This window comes from Bacillus swezeyi (assembly GCF_030908325.1).
GTDB classification, from domain to species: Bacteria; Bacillota; Bacilli; order Bacillales; family Bacillaceae; genus Bacillus; species Bacillus swezeyi.
This window is the reverse complement of sequence record NZ_CP133085.1, coordinates 3,056,486-3,074,903: the sequence shown is the minus strand read 5'-3', so window position 1 is coordinate 3,074,903 and position 18,418 is coordinate 3,056,486. Positions and strand designations below refer to the sequence as shown.

The window sequence follows — 18,418 nt, the reverse complement described above, 5'->3', positions numbered from 1 at the left end:
CCTGTTATTTTTTGATAATTCAATCATATCTCATTTGGAAGATGTTAGTAAACTCCTGTGTGGAAATAAAACGATACAGAAAGAGGGATTGTCTGTGGGAAAAGGATTGAACGGCAAGCGAATTGCCATCGGCGCATCTCGAAAAACTGAGGAAATGAGCACACTCATCAAAAAGCAAGGCGGAATCCCCGTCGTCCGCTCCCTCCAGGGAACCGTATTTTTGGCAGACAAAAAAGTCGGGCCTGATTTGCAGGCTTTTGTTGAAACAGGAGCCGACTGGGTGATTTTTACGACTGGCATCGGAACGGAGACACTTGTCAGCCTGGCCGAGAAACTCGGTATCGGCGAGCGTTTTCTTAAGGTGATCCGCCAGGCGAAAGCGGCATCAAGAGGATACAAAACCATTTCTGCTTTAAAGAAGCTTGGCATCACACCGATTGCGGCGGATGAAGACGGCACGACGAAGGGGCTGATCGAATCGCTTGCATCCCATGATTTTGCCGGAAAACGGGTCATGGTCCAGCTCCACGGCGAAAACGCACCATCATTGCTGACATTTTTGGAAGAGAAGGGCGCATCTGTATTCCCGCTTCTTCCATATCAGCATGTCGCGCCAGATCAAGAAACCGTCGCTTTATTGTGTGAGGAGCTGCTCAATCATGAAGTTGATGCGGTCTGCTTCACAACGGCCGTTCAAGTCCGCTCGCTTTTCAAGTTCGCGAGGGAAAAAGGATATGGAGAAAAAATTGTCCAATCCTTTCAGGATCATGTGTTGGCAGCTGCTGTCGGAAAAGTGACGGCAGAGGCATTAAAAGAAGAAGGAGTGAAGCGGCTGCTCGCTCCTGAACTTGAGCGGATGGGCGCGATGATTGTTGAGCTGGCCCGGCATTATGAAGCGGAAAAGGATCTGAGCGGGAAGGAAGTTTAGCGCTGTATCATACGGTGCTGCTCGTCAAAGACCGTTTAAAAAAGCCCTCTTGCCAGGGCTTTTTTTAGTTTAATAGAACCTAAGTTTTGATGAAGAAGAGCTTGGATATTTTCCATTTCAAAATCGCATAAAATCAACTTCCGTAAATTTACCCAATCGGCTGCGGGGACTAAAAGATTGTATTCATTTCGCCAAGTTTTCCATGGGCTAAAACATTAGGGTTTCCCTTGTTTATATAAAATGATTCTCATGGACAACGGATTTGTTTACATCACTAAATACATAGGCGGGCCTGACTCCAATTACCTGCATCTCTTGACCGTTGACGGCAATTCCTGTTTCTTCAGGCAAAGCAATCACCGGAGTTTGAAAGGTTGTCATAAATCTTTTAATTAACGTGTCATGTTCCTGTTTGTAGTGGCACCAAATCGAGTATTCTTCTGTCAGCTTTAATCCGCTGAAATGGTTTAATCCAGCATTGTTACAATCCATATGGGAACACGTCATGATGTTTTTGCCCAAAATGATGGCGCCTGCGCTTCCGCCATAGATGATGCCGTCTTTTTCTGCATAGCTTTTTAAAATATCGATAACATGACAATCCATCAAACTTTTAAGTAAATGGAATGTGTTTCCTCCTCCGATATAAACAGCAGAAAAAGCATCTAAATCTTGTATACTCTTGTTTCTAACATTCGTCCACATTGTAATGTTTTCTATGCCCAGCGGCTTCAACATTTTGTTGATCCACTCGAAGCAACTGTCAAATCGTGAGGCATCCATGGCAATAGGAATATATAATAAAGGCTTATTTTGATCGATTTCTTCTGCAAAACGCCGATCCAATGCTTGCGTCTGATCTGCATCTCCGCCTCCGGAAAGAAACAATTTTCCCATAAAAAACCTCCAGCCCTTTGCTGTTTTAAAAAAGCGATCTGCCAATCATTTGACGAACTGCTGTTTGATCGTAACCTCATTCATGATCCTGCTTCAATTTATCATTCAGGACACTGTCCTCCAACACAGCAAATTTATCTCCGTATACTTTTGTAATATGTTTTTCACCCCAGGCGCAAAGCGAGTCCAATATGCCCTGCAGCGTCCATCCGTATTCGCTGAGTTCATATTCCACTTTTGGAGGAACCAGCTGCTCGATCATCCGCTTCTGAAGGAAATCGCCAAAAAGCACGGCAAAACCGCTGCCCAAGTCATTTTGCGCTGGGACTTGCAAAACGGCGTCATCACAATTCCAAAATCGACAAAAGCGCAGCGGATTGCGGAAAACGCCGATATATTCGGCTTTGAACTGACGGCCGAGGAAATGATTTAAATTGCCGGATTGAATGAAAACACCCGTATCGGCCCTGATCCTGACAACTTTGATTTTTAAAATGAGACACCGTTCGAAGTTTCGAACGGTGTTTGTTTTAGGCTAAGCTCCGCATTCCCCGGTACCGCTGCCTTCCAGTCTGAGCAGATGCTGTTTCATCTCTAAGCCGCCCCGGTATCCCGTTAATTTACCGTTTTTTCCGATGACCCGATGACAGGGGATCACGATTAATACTGGATTGGCGCCGATCGCCGCCCCCACGGCCCGAACAGCGCCCCGTCTTTGGATATGCTCGGCGATTTCCGTATATGAGCTTGTTCTGCCATAAGGAATCTCGCGCAAGGCATGTAAGACGGACAGTTGAAAGGGTGTGCCGTAAAGATCAACAGGCAAACTGAAATACTTGCGCCGCCCTCTCAAATACGCTGTCAATTCATCGGCATACGGCTCAAGCTTTTTATCATCGCGGATGACAATATGGGACGGACATCTTTTTTGAGCCCAGGCGGCCAGCTTTTCAAAATGATCTGAACCTGTATAACAAAGCCCTTGCGATGTTGCCGCAAGATAGAGATTCCACGGTCCGCATTCATGCAGACCCCAATAGATGATTTGTTCGGACATATGCTATCACCCCTGTTTTATTTGCCGGTACTCCGTCGGCGTTTGTCCCGTCTTCTTTTTAAACAGCGCGGCAAAATAGTCCGCATTCAGAATGCCTATTTTCGCAGCAATTTCTGCAATTGCTTCATCTGAAGAGACGAGCAGCTCACTCGCTTTGGAGATTCTTTTCTCCCAAATATATTCGATGGGAGAAACACCCTTGATTCGTTTAAATGTCCGCTGCAGGTGAAAGGGACTGACATGGCACAACTCGGCTAAAGCTGTGAGCGTCAACGGCTCACGAAAATGTTCGCTGATGATGTGTGCAGCTCTTACCGCCAGCTCTTCACTGGGAAGCAGCGGCCCGTCCGGCTTACAGCGCTTGCAAGGACGAAAGCCTGCTGATAAAGCTTGCTGTGCATCCGGGAAAATCCGTACATTTTCAATCTGTGGAACTCTCGATTTACAGGAAGGCCGGCAAAAGATGCCCGTTGTTTTCACCGCATAGAAAAACGTTCCGTCAAAAGCTGAATCGTTCCCAACAATCGCCCGCCACTTTTCAGGCGTCAAGCCGGATTGGCTATTCATACGATCACCCCGCTGTATGTCAGTATAACCTGAAAAAAGCCAAATGTGTGTGTTCAAAGAATGGAAGCGCAAGATGACAAAGAAAAGAGATCACTTCAAAAGCCTTTCCATAATTGATTGTGAATCTTTAAAGGGTTACACTTAGGAAAAGGCACACGAGGTGAGACTGTTGCTGAAGTCAGAGAAATTTGCCTCCTAAAATAGACATTTTATGATTTTAGGAGGATGAAACATGAACTTTCAAACAATCAATCTGGAGCACTGGAATAGAAAACCTTATTTTGAACACTACATGAAAGAAGGGAAATGCTCTTTCAGCATCACGGCAAACGTCAATATAACCGTATTGCTGGAAGTGCTGCGTCAGAAGAACATCAAGCTTTATCCTGCTTTTATCTACATGGTGTCAAGGGTTGTTCATTCCTATGCTGAATTTAGAACCTCATTTAATGAAAAAGGGCAGCTCGGTTATTGGGATCAGATGAATCCTTGTTATACGATCTTTCATAAAGAGGATCAAACCTTTTCTGCCGTATGGACGGAATATTCTAGTCGATTTTCGCGTTTTTATCATAACTATCTGAAGGACATGGAGCAATTTGGAGACAAAAAAGGACTATGGGCAAAGGAAAACATTCCTGCCAACGTGTTTTCCGTTTCCTCCATTCCATGGGTTCCCTTTACAAGCTTCAATCTGAACCTTGCCCGCAGCGGTCATTTGCTTCCTATTATTACAAACGGGAAATTCTTTTCAGACGGAAAAGAGACATTTTTGCCCGTTTCTCTGCAGGTTCACCATGCAGTATGTGACGGTTACCATGCAGGTGTTTTTATGAATGATTTGCAGGGGCTGGCTGACTCATGTGAGGAATGGCTGGTTTGATGAAAAAAAGAGGCCGGGTTTTCACCCGGCCTCTTTCCTTCATTATGCGGCTGTAGAAGTTGTTTTCTCTTTTCTCACCAATCCCATAATGCCCGCGATCAACAGAAGGACACCCGGTAAAATGTAGAACATAAAAATACAAATAAATCCGCCGACAGCAGAAACAATGAGTAAAATACCGCCAAGCTTCGGTTTGCTTTTCACCAGGACAGAGGCAACAATGCCGAGAATGGAGAGGAATACCGCTCCCCAGCCTAATCCAATGATTTGACTTGTTCCAGATGAACTGAATGATGCATCGATGCCGCCGATCATCAATGCAATAAAAGCTCCGATAAAACCGAAAATACCGCCTATTAAACCTAATACAAATTCCGTCGTTCTTTTCATGATGTAAAAACTCCTCTGTTTCGCCTGTACTGAAATGGATACAGGTTTATTTTTTCTAAAAAACCGCCAATATTGAATGTGATGTTTCACTGCCAATTGCTTTGCCCTTTGGAACGGAACTGTTTAACGCTCTCTGTACTTTGCCTCAAGCATCATATCCACTTAAAAATATGTTTGTTTATAATTGCATATAACCTTGATCAGGATAAAAATGAAATAAACGTATCGGTTGTATGTAGATGTTGATACCACGTAATCCTTGATTCCTAAACTTCAGCCGTTGGCTGCTGTTTAGAATGATGAACGATCACCGCCGTTTTAAAACATCATCAGCCGAGCGGGATGCTATCAAAGCACAAACACTAAAAAACAGGGGCAAAAAACTTTTTGATCAACACCTCCAGTCAAATGAACACTTCTATTATCATAGGATGAATTACCCATTTTTTCAACCGTTTTTTTGGAAAAACGATCATTTCAGAGCTTAAATACCCGAATGTAACATCGGCTGCCGCTTCTATTTCTTTAATTAGATCATGAGATGTGGATATTTGAGAGAAAATTCCCTCTAGAGGAAGTACGTGGTTCTTGGTCGTGGTGATCTGTGAGAAATTAAAACGATGCATCCTTAAATGGATCTACCTTGAGGAATAAAAATAAGCCTTCTCAAATGAGAAAGGCTTATTTCACTTATGCAGCGACTGTAAAAAGCCAGGCCTTTATTTTGTCAGCCATTCTTTAATAACCAAGGTGGAAGAGCCGTTTTCAATGAGCGGATCAGACTCTCCGATTTTTTTTGCTTCTTCAAAAGAATGAGCTCGGACGAGATAGGCGCCGCCGGTTTTATCGCTAAAAGGGCCGTACATCTCCAAGCGGTTTTCCGCTTTTAGCCGATTTAAAAAATCATAATGAGCCGGTACATATGTATCATTAAAATTTTCAGTCCGGGTTGTCATGAGTAAATATCTTTTCATCATAGATTCCTCCCCAAAAAAGTACCTCTATTTTAGCACAAAAAGGAAAATCAATAATAAAAACTAATCGGCTGGAGGTTGATACCTGTATTGATGCTTAATGTGCCTTCTGTAATGAACATCATGAATCAAACGGATCGTCGGCCTGATTAAGAGCTGAAGGCTTCCGATCGCAAACAGCCAAATTCCCGCCGGCTCTAATTGATCAAAAAAGAAGAAAAAGCTTCCGACAAAAAATAAAACGCCAATGATAAAATCGTTCAATGTATAAAGTACCTTATATCTTTTTTTGAAAAACTGTTCGTATCGATTGATTTTCTCCTTTAGCTCATTTGCTTCTTTTGACACAGCTTCTTTCCCCTCCCATCTCTTGTTTCTTTCCCTCTTTGAAAGCGTCTATAAACATACCCATACCGCATCAATCGCGGTCGACACCCCTTGGCCTGTATGATGTATATGGAGCAAAATATACGATGCACCTGATTTAAAGCTTCCGGTTTACAGACCTTTGGAAAAGGAGAATGCGATTTCTAAACTCGAAAAATGATTATTTGTTCAATAAATGAGCCGGAAGATATCGATTCGGGGCTCATTCTGCTGCATGCATAGTTCATATAAACGGGGATAACATATTGAAAAATATAATGCTGGAGGTTCTGCCATGATGAAAAAAATCCTGTTTACAATATGTACATTATGTTTTGCGGGCTTTTTCGCACAAGCTGCGGAAACAAAAGCTCTGACCTTTAAAGAACTGCCTGTCAAACAAGCCACAAACCAATGGGCGGTTGCGATTAGCAAGGCTAAGGAAGAGAAGGGATTGGCCAAACCTGAGAAAGGCAAATATCAAACGTATTCTGTCGAGGTTAAGAAAATCGGTGGTGATGCAGCCGCTGCTGAAATTCATTTATTTAGAAATCATCCGCATTCTGCAACTAAGTTTTCACTTTTCGGCAAGCGTCATCAAAGCGACGATAATGAAGAGGCGATTTCTTTAGCAAAAAGCTTGAATAAGGGACTGCCTGTCCGCTACAACAATATACTGTTGGCCGAAAAAGCGACTGAATTAGAAGTGGACATCATTTGGACAGAAAAGGGGAGCGAAGGGAGAGCCTTGAAAGAGACATTTACATTCACCGGAAATGACCGCAAATGAAAAGGGTGTCGGGCAACCCACAGCCTTTTTCTGTTTTGAACAGCAAGGCGTTTTTCAAATACCTGATGATGAAACTCCGCCTTCATATCAGCTGCACCGTTCTTGACGCATTGACCTGGATGTCTGGGATATTTATTTTAACTTTGAGACTGTTCTAAAATCGGTCTATTTTGATCAAGCGGACACTTCATTTTGGGGATGAGGTCATGATTTTGAGCGGTCCCTCATGAATCCGTAAATAGCCGCAGAAAGCAGAAAGACGCATAAAACCGTAAACATTATGGCGAATCCGATGTCATCTGCGCTGAAAAAATTGAAAGCGAATATTCCCATCGAAATCGAACTGATCAATAGAGTCAAGAGCACCAATAAGCTCATTCTTGTTTTATCCATTGTTTCCCTCCTCTGGTTATCAGTCTATATTTTACTCTGCAAGTGCGCCAACCAAAACCCCCTTTCATTTGATTGCAAAGTTTGCTAAATTGATATTGGAGAATGAAAAAACACGATTCGGTTGGTAGTCCGGATGCATTTTATCATGTCAGTAACCTTCCCCTCCTCGGGATGTCCATCATTCTTCGGTTATTTTTGATGAGGAGGGAATCGTTATGAAATTAACGATTTATTATGACGGCCAGTTCTATGTAGGGATCATTGAAGTTGTGCAAGAAGGCAGGCTCAGGGCATTTCGCCATATGTTCGGCAAGGAGCCGAAAGATGTGGAAGTACTGGATTTTGTCCATCATCAGCTCTTCCAGATCGTCTCCCGTTCTGAACAAGAAGGAATTCGTATAGAAGCTGAAGCTAAAGGGAAGATAAATCCAAAAAGATTGCAGCGCCAAGTTTCTAAAGAAATGAAAAATGCCCCGATATCTACCAAAGCTCAGAATAGCAATGAAACAGGACCTTGAAGCAACTAAAGAAAAGAAAAAGCGCTTGAATAAACAGCAGCGGGAGGCAGAAAAAGAACAAAAACACCTTTTGAGAAAACAAAAGGCTAAAGCTAAGCATAGAGGAAAGTAGCGGAAAGGTTCAGAATATTTCCGTTATGTACTACGATCCGTAGACAAAGCTGTTCAAGGCTCTCAAATATTGAGGGCCTTCTTCATTATTTCTTCAACTTTCCTGCAGAAATACTCCATGACAAATCCGTTTGACGGCTTTCTTTTTTAGCTTTATCCAGCATTCCTTCCATCATCCAATCAAATGTACTGAATTCGTCTCTTCCTGTCCCGCTGCTTTCTCATATTCGAATATAAATTGCTGAGTTCCTGATGATAGTCTGTAAGTTTGAAGTGAAACACTCCGCCAGAGGGCAATTTATTTCCAGACATCAGGAAGATGATGCGAGGCTGTCATTGATTGGGTTTTTAGACCTATTCTATAAGTTTCATTTTCATCGATATCGGGATTTTTCACCAATGCATTCTCGGAGGATGGTAAACTGTTGACAAGTTATTACTTTGGGAGGGGGGAGCTATGAAAATATATGAAGCAAAAACACTAGTTACAGTGATTATAGATCGCTAAGATGAATACAAAATCATAAGAGAGAAGTTTGTCAATCTGTAAAAGGCCTTTCTCGATGCGGCCGATTGGGGTCATTTTCATGAGGAAGGCGCAGACTTAAAATTCGTCAATGGTCTTTGATAGAACGACTGACCAAATGAAAATAAATAAATTCTGAATTTTTAAAAAACAGGGCAGGGACATGTCAATCCTAACCAGGAAGCAAAGGCCTGGAAATCGAATCGGCAATGGAAACGGATGTCCGGTCTTGATGCCAAACCAGCTTTTCCAACACTAAAAAAGGATGATATACATGAAAAGAATCGATAAAATATACCATCAGCTACTGGATAATTTTCGTGAATCTACTATAAATCAGCTTTTAAAGGTGCAAGGAAATTCAGCAAAGGAAATTGCTCAACAATTGCAAATGGAGCGCTCCAATGTCAGCTTTGAATTGAACAACCTCGTTCGATCCAAAAAGGTCATCAAGGTTAAAACGTTCCCTGTTCGCTATGTCCCGGTTGAAACAGTGGAAAAAACGTTCGGCTGCAAATGGAATACAGACGATATGGAAGTGGAAGAGCTGAAGCAGCATTCCGGTCATCCAAAAAGGATGCGCCAAGACATTTCTACGAATCCTCTGGAACTCATGATCGGGGCAAAAGGCAGCTTAAAGAAAGCGATCTCCCAAGCAAAAGCAGCTGTTTTTTATCCTCCGCACGGTCTCCATATGCTGCTTTTAGGGCCGACGGGTTCCGGTAAATCGCTTTTTGCCAACCGGATTTATCAGTTCGCCATTTATTCTGAAATTTTGAAGCCGGGCGCTCCATTTATTACATTTAATTGTGCAGACTACTATAACAATCCCCAATTGCTGCTCTCTCAATTATTTGGACATAAAAAAGGGAGTTTTACCGGAGCGGGCGACGATAAAGTCGGCTTAGTCGAACAGGCCGACGGAGGCATCCTTTTCATGGATGAAATACACCGCCTCCCTCCGGAAGGACAGGAAATGCTGTTTTATTTTATTGACAGCGGCACTTATAACCGGCTTGGAGAAACAGAGCATAAAAGGACATCAAAGGTATTGTTCGTATGCGCGACTACAGAAAACCCAAGTTCTTCCTTATTAAAAACGTTTTTGCGAAGAATTCCGATGACGATACATATTCCTTCGCTTGAAGAACGCTCTCTGCAAGAAAGAGTCGAGCTGACGACGTTTTTACTGGGGAAAGAAGCGGAGCGGATCAAGAAAAATTTAAGCGTCCACATTGATGTCTACAACGCGCTGATTCATTCTGCGAAATTTGGAAATGTGGGCCAGCTGAAATCGAATGTACAGCTGGTTTGTGCACACGGTTTTTTAAATAATCTGGACAGGGATGATATTGTGGAACTGACCGTCCGGGATCTGCCGGAGGACATCAAGCAAGACTGGATTTCAAGCAGCAAAAATATTGAAAGAAGCAAAATGATTTCTGAATACGTCAACATTACAACCATCATATCGCCGATTGTGGAGGATGAAACAACGAAGATTGATGAAGACCTTTCGTTTAATTTGTATCATTTGATAGAGGAAAAAGTCAAAATGTTAAATAAAGAAGGCTTATCAAGAAAGGATATTAATCAGTATATTTTGACGGATATCCATTTGCATGTTCGAAGTTTTTTTAATCAAAGAACGTTTCAAAACTACAACTTGCTGAAATTTGTTGAAGACGATGTGCTTCAAATTACGAAAGAGCTGAAAGAAGTGGCCGAACATGAGCTGAATTGCAAATTCGACCGTAAATTCATCTACTTCTTAAGCATGCATATTGATTCATTTTTAAAGCGCGGAAAGCAAATCGATGTTTTAAATACACAGGAGACCGACGAAATCCGCGATACCCATGTGAAAGAATATCAGGTCGCACTGATTTTTAAAGATAAGATTGAAGAATATTTCAGAGTCGTCATTCCGGAAATAGAAGTCATCTACTTAACGATGCTGATTCATTCGATCAAATCATTGGAAGAAAACAAAAGGGTGGGGATTGTAGTCGCTGCGCACGGCAACAGCATGGCAAATTCCTTGGTTGAAGTGGCGACTGAACTTTTAGGCAGCACCCCTATCGTCGCAGTCGATATGCCTCTTGCGGTTTCCCCATCAGAAATCATCGAATGCCTGGCGGCTAAAATTCAGGAGGTTGACGAAGGGGAAGGCATTTTAATGCTTGTCGACATGGGATCGCTTGCGATGCTGGAAAGCAGACTCGAGGAAAAAACCGGCGTAAAGATCAAAACAATCAGCAATGTTACCACATCAATGGTGCTGGATGCCGTGAGAAAGGTGAACTATTTGAATTTAAATCTGCATGCGATCTATGATTCAGTTAAAAAGGATTTTATCGAATTATGGGACAAACAGCCGGCGGCATCCGGCAAAAAGAAGGCATTGGTCTCCATTTGCACGACAGGCAGCGGAACGGCCAAAAAGCTGGAAGAGATATTAACAACAATCGTAAACAAGGCTTCTGATGATCCAATTAAAATCTTGACCGTTTCATCGATTAAATTGGCAAACAGCATAAAAAAGATCGAACAAGAGTATGAGATCGTTGCCACAGTTGGAACGAAAAACCCAAAAATTGATGCTCCCCATGTATCTTTGGAAGTATTAATTGAAGGAGAAGGAGAAAAGATGATTCAACAGGCGATCACAAAAGGCCATGCTCCGATAAACGGCGGATTAACCAGCCCGAATATCATTGTGCGGGAGCTTTGCGAGGATAGTTTGAAAAAATATCTCGTGTTTTTGAACCCGTATCATATTACAGAAATTTTACTGGAGTGGCTGCAAACGATCCAGGACGAATTAGGCATCATATTAAACAATTCAGTGATGATCAAAGTCATCGTGCACACGGCTTTTGCTTTTGAAAGGGTGATTAAACAGAACCCGATCGCTTTTTCGGATGAAGAAGAAATTACCGATGAACTGGAAAAGGTCTATCACGTGACTGAGCAGACATTAATACCTTATGAAGAAAAACTTGGACTCAACATAAGCCGTGATGAAAAAATGTTTATCGCTTCGATTTTTGCTGAAGAATTGCAGCCATAGTCAAAAGCAGGCTGTTTTAAATACAGCTTTTTCCCGCGAACCTGTATTAAATGGAACCCCATTTTAATACAGGTTTATTTTTTTATGTGAATGTGTTTCGTCAAGAAAAAATAACCGACTTAAGATTCAATAAAAATTCTTAACACTCCTACCTTGGCACGATACTTGCATTATAAATAAGCGAACGAAAAAGGAAAGGAGCAAACATCATGATTTCAGTCATTATTAGTGGTCATGGACATTTTCCCACAGCATTAAAAGAGTCTTCGGGCATGATATTCGGCGAAGAAGACAACCTCATGGCGGTGCCGTTTTTAAAAGGGGAAGGCATCCAAACATTGCAAGAAAAATATAAACAGACGCTGAAGGGCATTCCCGAAGAACATGAAGTGCTTTTTTTGGTGGATATTTTTGGAGGGACGCCATATAACGCGGCCACACCGTACATCGTCGGCGATCGAAGAATGGATATGGCCGCCGGTGTGAACCTGCCGATTTTGTTGGAAGCCTTAAGCCTGAGAGGACATATGCCTCTTAAAGAATTGCTAAATCAATTGAAAAACATGAGTCAACAAACTTTCCAAGTGTGCAGCGAACATTTAGAAAACATAAAAAGCGCCGATCAAGAAAGAGAGGATGAATTATTATGAAAATTATTTTGTCAAGAATTGATGACCGCTTCATTCACGGCCAAGTTTTAACACGGTGGATTAAAATTCATGCCGCTGATCGAATCATCATCGTTTCAGATGACATTGCCGCTGATGAAATGAGAAAAACGCTGATCCTTTCGGTTGCACCTTCAAATGTAAAAGCGAGCGCCGTCTCTATTTCGAAGATGGCAAAAGCGTTTCATAGTCCCCGCTACCAAGATACAACAGCGATGCTTTTATTTGAAAAACCGGGCGATATTGTATCAATTATTGAAGCAGGCGTACCCATCGATACAGTCAATGTCGGAGGGATGCGCTTCGAGAATAACCGCCGGCAAATTACGAAATCGGTAAGCGTCACAGAAAAAGATATCGAGGCGTTTGAAGCATTGTATGAAAAAGGCGTAAAACTGGAATTGCGGCAGCTTCCTTCAGACAACAGTGAAGACTTTATGCAGATTGTAAGAAATGTCATCAATTCATAAAGGGGGAATTAGAAGATGACTACAATACAAATCATTTTGTTGTTGATCATCGCCGCCATTACAGGCATAGGAAGTGTACTGGATGAGGGGCAGACGCACCGCCCGCTGATTGCCTGCACCTTGGTCGGCTTGGTGCTCGGGGATCTCAAGACAGGAATCATTCTGGGCGGAACGCTGGAGCTGATGGCGCTGGGCTGGATGAATGTCGGCCTTGCGATGGCGCCTGATACTGCCATCGCTTCTGTTATTTCAACCATTTTAGTCATTACGGCTGATCAGGGAATCGGCGAAGGCATTGCCGTCGCTGTCGCTTTGGCCGCTGCAGGGCAGGCGCTGACCATTTTTGTCCGCACGATCACGGTCTTTTTAATTCACCGCGCTGACAAATACGCAAAGGATGGCAATTTTAAAGGAATCGAAATCATGCATATCACCGCCATGGCGTTTCAGGCGCTGCGCGTCATGATTCCTACATTGATCGTGGCATTGATCAGTGTCAGCGCCGTTCAAGCTTTCTTGGGGAATATTCCGGAAGTCATTACAAAAGGTTTGCAGGTAGGAGGAGGAATTATCGTTGTCGTCGGGTATGCCATGGTGATCAATATGATGAACATTCCTTATTTGAAGCCATTCTTCTATATCGGCTTTTTATTGGCGGCATTTACTGACTTTAACTTAGTAGGATTCGGAGCCCTTGGACTCTGTCTGGCATTTTTATATCAGCAGGTCATGCAAAAAAATCAGGCGCAGGGAGCAGTCGCCGCAGCTGCGGACAACAACATGGCCGTCTATGATGATGATGATGATCTTGATGCCTAACATTAAGGAGGGATGAAATGATGGAAACAGAAAAAAGATTGACGAAAAGAGAAATTTTCAGCATGTTTATTCGTTCAAATTTTTTGCTCGGATCTTTTAACTTTGAGCGCGTGCAGGCAATGGGCTATTGCTATGTCATGATACCGGCGATTAAAAAGCTGTACGGTCCGGGAGCAAAAAGAAGCGAAGCACTCAAGCGCCACTTGGAATGGTTTAATACACATCCGTGGCTGACAGCGCCCATATTCGGTGTGACAGCCGCCATGGAAGAACAAATGGCCAACAATAAAGGAATTGATGCAAAAGCAATCAATGGGATGAAAATCGGTTTAATGGGCCCGTTAGCGGGTGTGGGCGATCCTATTTTTTGGGGGACATTGCGTCCGGTACTGGCCGCTTTAGGAGCCTCGCTTGCCTTAGGGGGAAACATCGCCGGGCCTTTGCTATTCTTTTTCTTAATTAACGCCGTAAGATTAAGCACGAAATATTACGGTTTAAAGTACGGCTATGTTAAAGGAATGGAAATTTTGCAGGATTTGGTTGGGAATCGCATTCAAAAACTGACGGAAGGCGCTTCCATACTCGGGCTGTTTGTGATGGGGGCTCTGGTCTCAAAATGGACCACCATCAACATTCCAATCGTTGTTTCAAGAATTAAGGATGAATCCGGCAAAGTTGATGTTCAGACCGTGCAGAATGTTTTAGACAGCATCATGCCGGGTGCACTGCCTTTAGGGTTGACCTTGCTCGTGGCGTGGATGCTGCGCAAAGGAGTGAATCCTCTTCTCATTATATTCGGCATCTTCATCATCGGAATTCTTGGCTATTGGGCCGGATTTCTGAAATAAGCTGTTTTAGGCGAGATTGAAAATTAAGCAAAGTGCAAACCGAGACAGTCAGGCCCTTCCGGCAGGGCAAAAAATTTACCGTGAAATGAAATATGCTGTGCGGCCAATCAACGACAGAACCTTGGCTGCAGACAGCGATTTTAACAATCATAGCAGTTTAGCGGCAGCAGAAAGCGGCGTCGGAAAGATGAAAGTATAAGGAGAGGAGAGAAGTTTGAAAGTGGAGAAAAAACTCATGCAAATTGGAATCATGTTGATGCTGCTACTTTCTGCGGCCCTTCCTGTTTATGCAGCCGACTCAAGCTACTATAATGAAGAGCATCGGCCGGCGTACCATTTCACCCCTGAAGCAAACTGGATGAATGACCCAAACGGAATGGTTTATTATGCGGGGGAATATCATCTATTCTATCAATATCACCCCTATGGATTACAGTGGGGGCCGATGCATTGGGGGCATGCGGTAAGCAAAGATTTAGTCAGATGGGAGCACCTGCCCGTTGCATTGTCTCCGGATGAGAAAGGCACGATTTTTTCAGGCGGCGCAGTAGTGGATTGGAATAATACAAGCGGTTTTCAGACAGGGGAGGAGAAGCCGCTTGTAGCCATTTATACGCAGGATCGGGAAGGCGTTCAAGCGCAAAGCATCGCCTACAGCAATGACAAAGGGAGAACATGGACGAAATACTCAGGCAATCCCGTCATTCCCAACCAGGGAAAAAAGGACTTTCGCGATCCGAAAGTATTTTGGCATGAAGAGACAAAAAAGTGGGTAATGGTGATTGCGGCCGGTGATCGAATCCTCATTTACACATCCAGCAATCTGAAGGAATGGACTTATGCCAGTGAATTTGGACAGGGACATGGAAGCCATGAAGGAGTATGGGAATGTCCGGATTTGTTTGAGCTTTCTGTAGACGGCAATCCAAATCAAAAGAAATGGGTGCTGCAAGTCAGTGTTGGAAACGGGGCTGTTTCAGGAGGATCAGGCATGCAATATTTCATAGGGGATTTTGATGGAACGGCTTTTAAAAATGAAAACCCGCCAGAACAAGTGTTATGGACGGATTATGGTAAAGACTTCTATGCGGCTGTCACCTGGTCTGATATCCCGTCATCAGACGGACGGCGGCTTTGGCTGGGATGGATGAGCAATTGGCAATATGCAAACGATGTTCCTACATCCCCATGGAGAAGTGCGATGACGATTCCACGCGAGCTAAAATTGAAAGCGCTTTCTGAAGGGTACAGAGTCATTCAATCCCCAATAACAGAGCTGCAATCCATCCGGGGGGCGTCTCGAGGGTGGAAAAACAACATCATATCGCCTGCAAGCAGTCATTTGCTGCCAGGTCAATCTGGCGACGCCTACGAAATCAATGCAGAATTCCAAGTGCATGCCGGATCGGCTGCTGAATTCGGTTTTAAGGTTCGAAAAGGAGGAAATCAATATACAAAAATCGGCTATCACAAAAACAGCGCTTTATTGTTCGTTGACCGGAGCAGGTCCGGAAACGTTTCCTTCAATCCGAGCTTTAACACCGGGAAGCATGCGGCTCCACTGCGTCCGGTAAATGGAAAGGTAAAGATGCGCATTTTTGTTGACCGCTCTTCAGTCGAGGTATTTGGAAACGATGGGCGGCAGGTGATCACCGATATCATTCTCCCGGATCAATCGAGCAAAGGGCTAGAAGTGTATGCGTCGAACGGTTTTGTAAAACTGAACTCTATGACGATCCATCCTCTGAAAAAAATATGGGGACAGTCGCCATTTACATCCAATTTGTCCGGCTGGACGACTGTAAACGGTGTTTGGGCGGACACAATTGATGGAAAGCAAGGGCGCTCTGACGGCGATTCCTTCATTTTATCTTCATCATCTGGATCAGACTTCACATATGAATCTGATATCACGGTTAAGGATGGAAATGGAAGAGGGGCGGGAGCTCTCGTGTTTCGGGCTGATCAAGAGGTTAAAAACGGCTATCTTGCCAATGTCGATGCCAAAAATGACGTCGTCAAATTTTTCAAGTTTGAAAACGGGATGGCCGCTGTCATTGCCGAACACAAAACACCGATCGATGTCAATCAAACCTATCACTTGAAAACGGTGGCCAGCGGCACCAACTTTAAAATTTATCTGGATGATCGATTAGTGATAGATGCCGATGACTCTGCATTTGCAAATGGAACATTTGGTTTAAACGTTTGGGATGCGACGGCAGCTTTCCAGAATGTTTACGTTAATCAATGACAAAGAGGCTGGAATTCCAGCCTGACAGTCCGGATTTTTATAATCCGGACTGTTTATGTTTGAAACCGTTTCTGGTGCCAGTAAAAGTAAATAAAGACCGGCAAATAAACGAAAAAACCTCTTTTTTTCAGAGAAAGGAGGGTTGATGAACATCACACTCATTGAGGGTGCGAATAATACAAGAAGGAAATATTTATATTCTATAAAAAACGTACATATGGAGAGAAAAATAGAAATAAAGAAAACCGCAATAAAAGCTGTTCCAAACCTTTCATTAGGTTCTTCTTTGTTTTTTTCAAGCGGCTTATCTATCTGTTTTTTATTACAAAACATCATAACATCCTATGAGAATTTATGTAATAAGTAAGAGATCACTAGTGTATATATTTAAGAATACTTAGATCGAACCAGCATTTAAAAGTGTCATGCCCTGATAAAATGAAATGTTCGAATGCTGGTTATTGATAGCATAACAAACCGTCGTGGTTTATAATTCTATTAAAGGCTTATATTAACAAAGATGGAGGTTGTCTGAATGTCTTCAAAACATGAGAAGAGCTCCACCATATTGTCGGAAAGTCAATTGTCTTCGGCGGCATTTAAAGATGAAGCGTATGATTTTTACAAAGAATGGCGCGCATCTCGCTCTCTTTACCCTGTATCTTTGAGAGATCTGGGGGAAGGCTGGCTCATTACGAGATATGATGATGCCATACATCTATTAAAGGATGCAAGATTAAAGAAAAACTATGAAAATGTATTTACCGAAGAAGAAGAGAACCGTCCCGTTCTATTGGAAAATGAAGAGCCTTTATCAAAGCATATGCTCAACTCAGACCCCCCTCATCACAGCCGCTTGCGCTCCCTTGTTCAGAAAGCATTTACTCCCCGAATGATTTTGCAGCTTGAAGACAGAATTCAACAGATCGCCGATTCTTTATTGGATAAAGTACAACCCAATCATTCCATGAACCTTGTCGACGAATTCGCTTTCCCTTTGCCGATTATCGTGATAAGTGAAATGCTTGGCATTCCCCTTGAAGATCGTCAAAAATTCAGGGTTTGGTCGCAAACGGTTATTGATTTTGCAGATACACTTGAAAGCATGGAGGAAAACAATCATAAAATAGGAGAATTCGCTGAATACCTGGAATACTTAGTTCATAAAAAAAGGAACGAACCTGCAGAAGATTTAATCAGTGCATTAATTCAGGCAGAAGACGAAGGAACAACATTAAGTACAGAAGAACTGTACTCGACAATTATGCTGCTTATCGTTGCAGGGCATGAAACAACCGTAAATTTAATCACCAATATGACATACGCATTGCTGAGTTATCCCGATCAATTGGAGAAACTTCGCCAACAACCGAACTTGATGGATTCAGCCGTAGAAGAGGCATTGCGGTTTCACAGTCCCGTGGAATTAACGACCATTCGCTGGGCGGCTGAACCGTTTGTATTGCACGGGCAAGAGATTAAACGAAAAGATTTAATCATCATTTCATTAGCATCCGCCAACCGTGATGAAGAAATATTCCCGAATGCTGAGATGTTTGATATTGAAAGAAAGAACAACCGCCATATTGCCTTTGGCCACGGGAGTCACTTTTGTCTCGGCGCACCGCTTGCCCGTTTGGAAGCAAAGATTTCCATTTCCGCATTATTGCGCCGCTGCCCAAATATAAAGATAAAAGACGAAAGGGAACAAATGAAATGGAAAGGGAACTTTCTGATGAGAGCTTTAGAAGAGCTGCCACTATCTTTCTCATGATAGTGACGTCACTTAGAATCTGCAGGAAGAAGAGTCCTTAGGCTATCACAAAAGGACTCTTTACATTTTTCACTTCAAAAGCGGATGGATCTTGTTGGATAAGTTTTATTCT

At 42.9% G+C, this 18,418-nt stretch carries 19 protein-coding genes and 3 pseudogenes; 13 read left to right on the top strand and 9 right to left on the bottom strand.

What is annotated here, in order from left to right; all coding sequences use genetic code 11:
- The first annotated feature begins 94 nt into the window (after nucleotides 1–94).
- Complete coding sequence (locus tag RBH91_RS15210) at nucleotides 95–928, top strand: uroporphyrinogen-III synthase (RefSeq protein ID WP_307892109.1); 834 nt, start codon at nucleotides 95–97, stop codon at nucleotides 926–928.
- Between the two features lie 231 nt (nucleotides 929–1,159).
- Here RBH91_RS15210 and RBH91_RS15205 read toward each other — a convergent pair whose 3' ends face one another.
- A complete protein-coding gene (locus tag RBH91_RS15205; protein ID WP_307892108.1) occupies nucleotides 1,160–1,825 on the bottom strand; it encodes a Type 1 glutamine amidotransferase-like domain-containing protein in 666 nt (221 codons plus the stop codon).
- 76 nt (nucleotides 1,826–1,901) lie between these two features.
- Nucleotides 1,902–2,075, bottom strand: a pseudogene (locus RBH91_RS15200) (winged helix-turn-helix transcriptional regulator); the annotation flags it as partial.
- On the opposite strand from RBH91_RS15200, the pseudogene RBH91_RS15195 reads away from it, so the two are divergent.
- Nucleotides 2,070–2,258 (top strand): annotated as a pseudogene (locus tag RBH91_RS15195) (aldo/keto reductase); the annotation flags it as partial. The pseudogenes RBH91_RS15200 and RBH91_RS15195 overlap by 6 nt on opposite strands.
- A gap of 102 nt (nucleotides 2,259–2,360) precedes the next feature.
- Here the strand turns inward: RBH91_RS15195 and RBH91_RS15190 are convergent.
- Both RBH91_RS15190 and RBH91_RS15185 read right to left on the bottom strand, forming a co-directional pair.
- The gene (locus RBH91_RS15190) at nucleotides 2,361–2,882 is read right to left on the bottom strand and encodes a methylated-DNA--[protein]-cysteine S-methyltransferase (RefSeq protein WP_307892107.1); all 522 of its coding nucleotides are present in this window, start codon (nucleotides 2,880–2,882) and stop codon (nucleotides 2,361–2,363) included.
- Nucleotides 2,883–2,888: 6 nt separating this feature from the next.
- Nucleotides 2,889–3,449 carry a bifunctional transcriptional activator/DNA repair enzyme AdaA gene (locus RBH91_RS15185; protein ID WP_307892106.1) on the bottom strand — a complete coding sequence of 187 codons (561 nt, stop codon included), beginning with the start codon at nucleotides 3,447–3,449 and terminating at the stop codon, nucleotides 2,889–2,891.
- Nucleotides 3,450–3,681: 232 nt separating this feature from the next.
- Between RBH91_RS15185 and catA the strand changes: the two genes are divergently transcribed.
- Complete coding sequence (gene catA / locus RBH91_RS15180) at nucleotides 3,682–4,332, top strand: type A chloramphenicol O-acetyltransferase (protein ID WP_307892105.1); 651 nt, start codon at nucleotides 3,682–3,684, stop codon at nucleotides 4,330–4,332.
- A 42-nt stretch (nucleotides 4,333–4,374) separates the two neighbouring features.
- On the opposite strand, the gene RBH91_RS15175 is transcribed toward catA, so the two are convergent.
- From RBH91_RS15175 to RBH91_RS15165, 3 genes are all read right to left on the bottom strand, one after another.
- Nucleotides 4,375–4,722 carry a DUF4064 domain-containing protein gene (locus RBH91_RS15175; protein WP_076763482.1) on the bottom strand — a complete coding sequence of 116 codons (348 nt, stop codon included), beginning with the start codon at nucleotides 4,720–4,722 and terminating at the stop codon, nucleotides 4,375–4,377.
- A 719-nt stretch (nucleotides 4,723–5,441) separates the two neighbouring features.
- A complete protein-coding gene (locus RBH91_RS15170; RefSeq protein WP_076763487.1) occupies nucleotides 5,442–5,696 on the bottom strand; it encodes a YciI family protein in 255 nt (84 codons plus the stop codon).
- Between the two features lie 63 nt (nucleotides 5,697–5,759).
- Complete coding sequence (locus RBH91_RS15165; protein WP_076763489.1) at nucleotides 5,760–6,044, bottom strand: YrhK family protein; 285 nt, start codon at nucleotides 6,042–6,044, stop codon at nucleotides 5,760–5,762.
- A gap of 316 nt (nucleotides 6,045–6,360) precedes the next feature.
- On the opposite strand from RBH91_RS15165, the gene RBH91_RS15160 reads away from it, so the two are divergent.
- Nucleotides 6,361–6,852: a YozF family protein gene (locus tag RBH91_RS15160; protein ID WP_307894769.1), complete on the top strand. Its 492-nt coding sequence runs from the start codon at nucleotides 6,361–6,363 to the stop codon at nucleotides 6,850–6,852.
- Nucleotides 6,853–7,056: 204 nt separating this feature from the next.
- Here the strand turns inward: RBH91_RS15160 and RBH91_RS15155 are convergent, their stop codons facing one another.
- Complete coding sequence (locus tag RBH91_RS15155; protein ID WP_307892104.1) at nucleotides 7,057–7,245, bottom strand: hypothetical protein; 189 nt, start codon at nucleotides 7,243–7,245, stop codon at nucleotides 7,057–7,059.
- 215 nt (nucleotides 7,246–7,460) lie between these two features.
- Here RBH91_RS15155 and RBH91_RS15150 point away from each other — a divergent pair.
- The 8 genes and pseudogenes from RBH91_RS15150 to RBH91_RS15115 all read left to right on the top strand — a co-directional run bounded on the left by RBH91_RS15150 (nucleotide 7,461) and on the right by RBH91_RS15115 (nucleotide 16,532).
- Nucleotides 7,461–7,875: pseudogene (locus tag RBH91_RS15150) on the top strand (YjdF family protein).
- A gap of 799 nt (nucleotides 7,876–8,674) precedes the next feature.
- Complete coding sequence (locus RBH91_RS15145; RefSeq protein ID WP_307892103.1) at nucleotides 8,675–11,473, top strand: sigma-54-dependent transcriptional regulator; 2,799 nt, start codon at nucleotides 8,675–8,677, stop codon at nucleotides 11,471–11,473.
- A gap of 209 nt (nucleotides 11,474–11,682) precedes the next feature.
- Nucleotides 11,683–12,123: a PTS fructose transporter subunit IIA gene (gene levD, locus RBH91_RS15140; RefSeq protein WP_307892102.1), complete on the top strand. Its 441-nt coding sequence runs from the start codon at nucleotides 11,683–11,685 to the stop codon at nucleotides 12,121–12,123.
- Entirely contained in the window at nucleotides 12,120–12,611 is a 492-nt protein-coding gene (locus tag RBH91_RS15135; RefSeq protein ID WP_307892101.1) for a PTS sugar transporter subunit IIB, read from the top strand. The genes levD and RBH91_RS15135 overlap by 4 nt, the downstream gene beginning before the upstream one ends.
- Before the next feature lie 15 nt (nucleotides 12,612–12,626).
- Nucleotides 12,627–13,430 (top strand): PTS mannose/fructose/sorbose transporter subunit IIC, encoded by an 804-nt coding sequence (locus RBH91_RS15130; protein WP_307892100.1) that lies wholly within the window; start codon nucleotides 12,627–12,629, stop codon nucleotides 13,428–13,430.
- Between the two features lie 20 nt (nucleotides 13,431–13,450).
- A complete protein-coding gene (gene levG, locus RBH91_RS15125; protein WP_307892099.1) occupies nucleotides 13,451–14,278 on the top strand; it encodes a PTS fructose transporter subunit IID in 828 nt (275 codons plus the stop codon).
- A 16-nt stretch (nucleotides 14,279–14,294) separates the two neighbouring features.
- A complete protein-coding gene (locus RBH91_RS15120) occupies nucleotides 14,295–14,477 on the top strand; it encodes a hypothetical protein (protein ID WP_307892098.1) in 183 nt (60 codons plus the stop codon).
- Nucleotides 14,478–14,498: 21 nt separating this feature from the next.
- On the top strand, nucleotides 14,499–16,532 hold the full coding sequence (locus RBH91_RS15115; protein WP_307892097.1) for a levanase SacC: 2,034 nt from the start codon (nucleotides 14,499–14,501) through the stop codon (nucleotides 16,530–16,532).
- On the opposite strand, the gene RBH91_RS15110 is transcribed toward RBH91_RS15115, so the two are convergent.
- The gene (locus RBH91_RS15110) at nucleotides 16,479–16,865 is read right to left on the bottom strand and encodes a hypothetical protein (RefSeq protein ID WP_307892096.1); all 387 of its coding nucleotides are present in this window, start codon (nucleotides 16,863–16,865) and stop codon (nucleotides 16,479–16,481) included. The genes RBH91_RS15115 and RBH91_RS15110 overlap by 54 nt on opposite strands.
- 202 nt (nucleotides 16,866–17,067) lie before the next feature.
- On the opposite strand from RBH91_RS15110, the gene RBH91_RS15105 reads away from it, so the two are divergent.
- Nucleotides 17,068–18,306 (top strand): cytochrome P450 family protein, encoded by a 1,239-nt coding sequence (locus RBH91_RS15105; protein WP_307892095.1) that lies wholly within the window; start codon nucleotides 17,068–17,070, stop codon nucleotides 18,304–18,306.
- The last annotated feature ends 112 nt before the right edge of the window (nucleotides 18,307–18,418 follow it).

What these genes read in the sequence shown, in the direction of transcription:
- RBH91_RS15190 (WP_307892107.1), bottom strand. Translation starts at nt 2,882, where the DNA reads ATGTCCGAACAAATCATCTATTGGGGTCTGCATGAATGCGGACCGTGG.
- RBH91_RS15185 (WP_307892106.1), bottom strand. Translation starts at nt 3,449, where the DNA reads ATGAATAGCCAATCCGGCTTGACGCCTGAAAAGTGGCGGGCGATTGTT.
- RBH91_RS15170 (WP_076763487.1), bottom strand. Translation starts at nt 5,696, where the DNA reads ATGAAAAGATATTTACTCATGACAACCCGGACTGAAAATTTTAATGAT.
- catA (WP_307892105.1), top strand. Translation starts at nt 3,682, where the DNA reads ATGAACTTTCAAACAATCAATCTGGAGCACTGGAATAGAAAACCTTAT.
- RBH91_RS15145 (WP_307892103.1), top strand. Translation starts at nt 8,675, where the DNA reads ATGAAAAGAATCGATAAAATATACCATCAGCTACTGGATAATTTTCGT.
- RBH91_RS15155 (WP_307892104.1), bottom strand. Translation starts at nt 7,245, where the DNA reads ATGGATAAAACAAGAATGAGCTTATTGGTGCTCTTGACTCTATTGATC.
- RBH91_RS15205 (WP_307892108.1), bottom strand. Translation starts at nt 1,825, where the DNA reads ATGGGAAAATTGTTTCTTTCCGGAGGCGGAGATGCAGATCAGACGCAA.
- RBH91_RS15175 (WP_076763482.1), bottom strand. Translation starts at nt 4,722, where the DNA reads ATGAAAAGAACGACGGAATTTGTATTAGGTTTAATAGGCGGTATTTTC.
- levD (WP_307892102.1), top strand. Translation starts at nt 11,683, where the DNA reads ATGATTTCAGTCATTATTAGTGGTCATGGACATTTTCCCACAGCATTA.
- RBH91_RS15130 (WP_307892100.1), top strand. Translation starts at nt 12,627, where the DNA reads ATGACTACAATACAAATCATTTTGTTGTTGATCATCGCCGCCATTACA.
- RBH91_RS15105 (WP_307892095.1), top strand. Translation starts at nt 17,068, where the DNA reads ATGTCTTCAAAACATGAGAAGAGCTCCACCATATTGTCGGAAAGTCAA.
- RBH91_RS15110 (WP_307892096.1), bottom strand. Translation starts at nt 16,865, where the DNA reads ATGTTTTGTAATAAAAAACAGATAGATAAGCCGCTTGAAAAAAACAAA.
- levG (WP_307892099.1), top strand. Translation starts at nt 13,451, where the DNA reads ATGGAAACAGAAAAAAGATTGACGAAAAGAGAAATTTTCAGCATGTTT.
- RBH91_RS15160 (WP_307894769.1), top strand. Translation starts at nt 6,361, where the DNA reads ATGAAAAAAATCCTGTTTACAATATGTACATTATGTTTTGCGGGCTTT.
- RBH91_RS15135 (WP_307892101.1), top strand. Translation starts at nt 12,120, where the DNA reads ATGAAAATTATTTTGTCAAGAATTGATGACCGCTTCATTCACGGCCAA.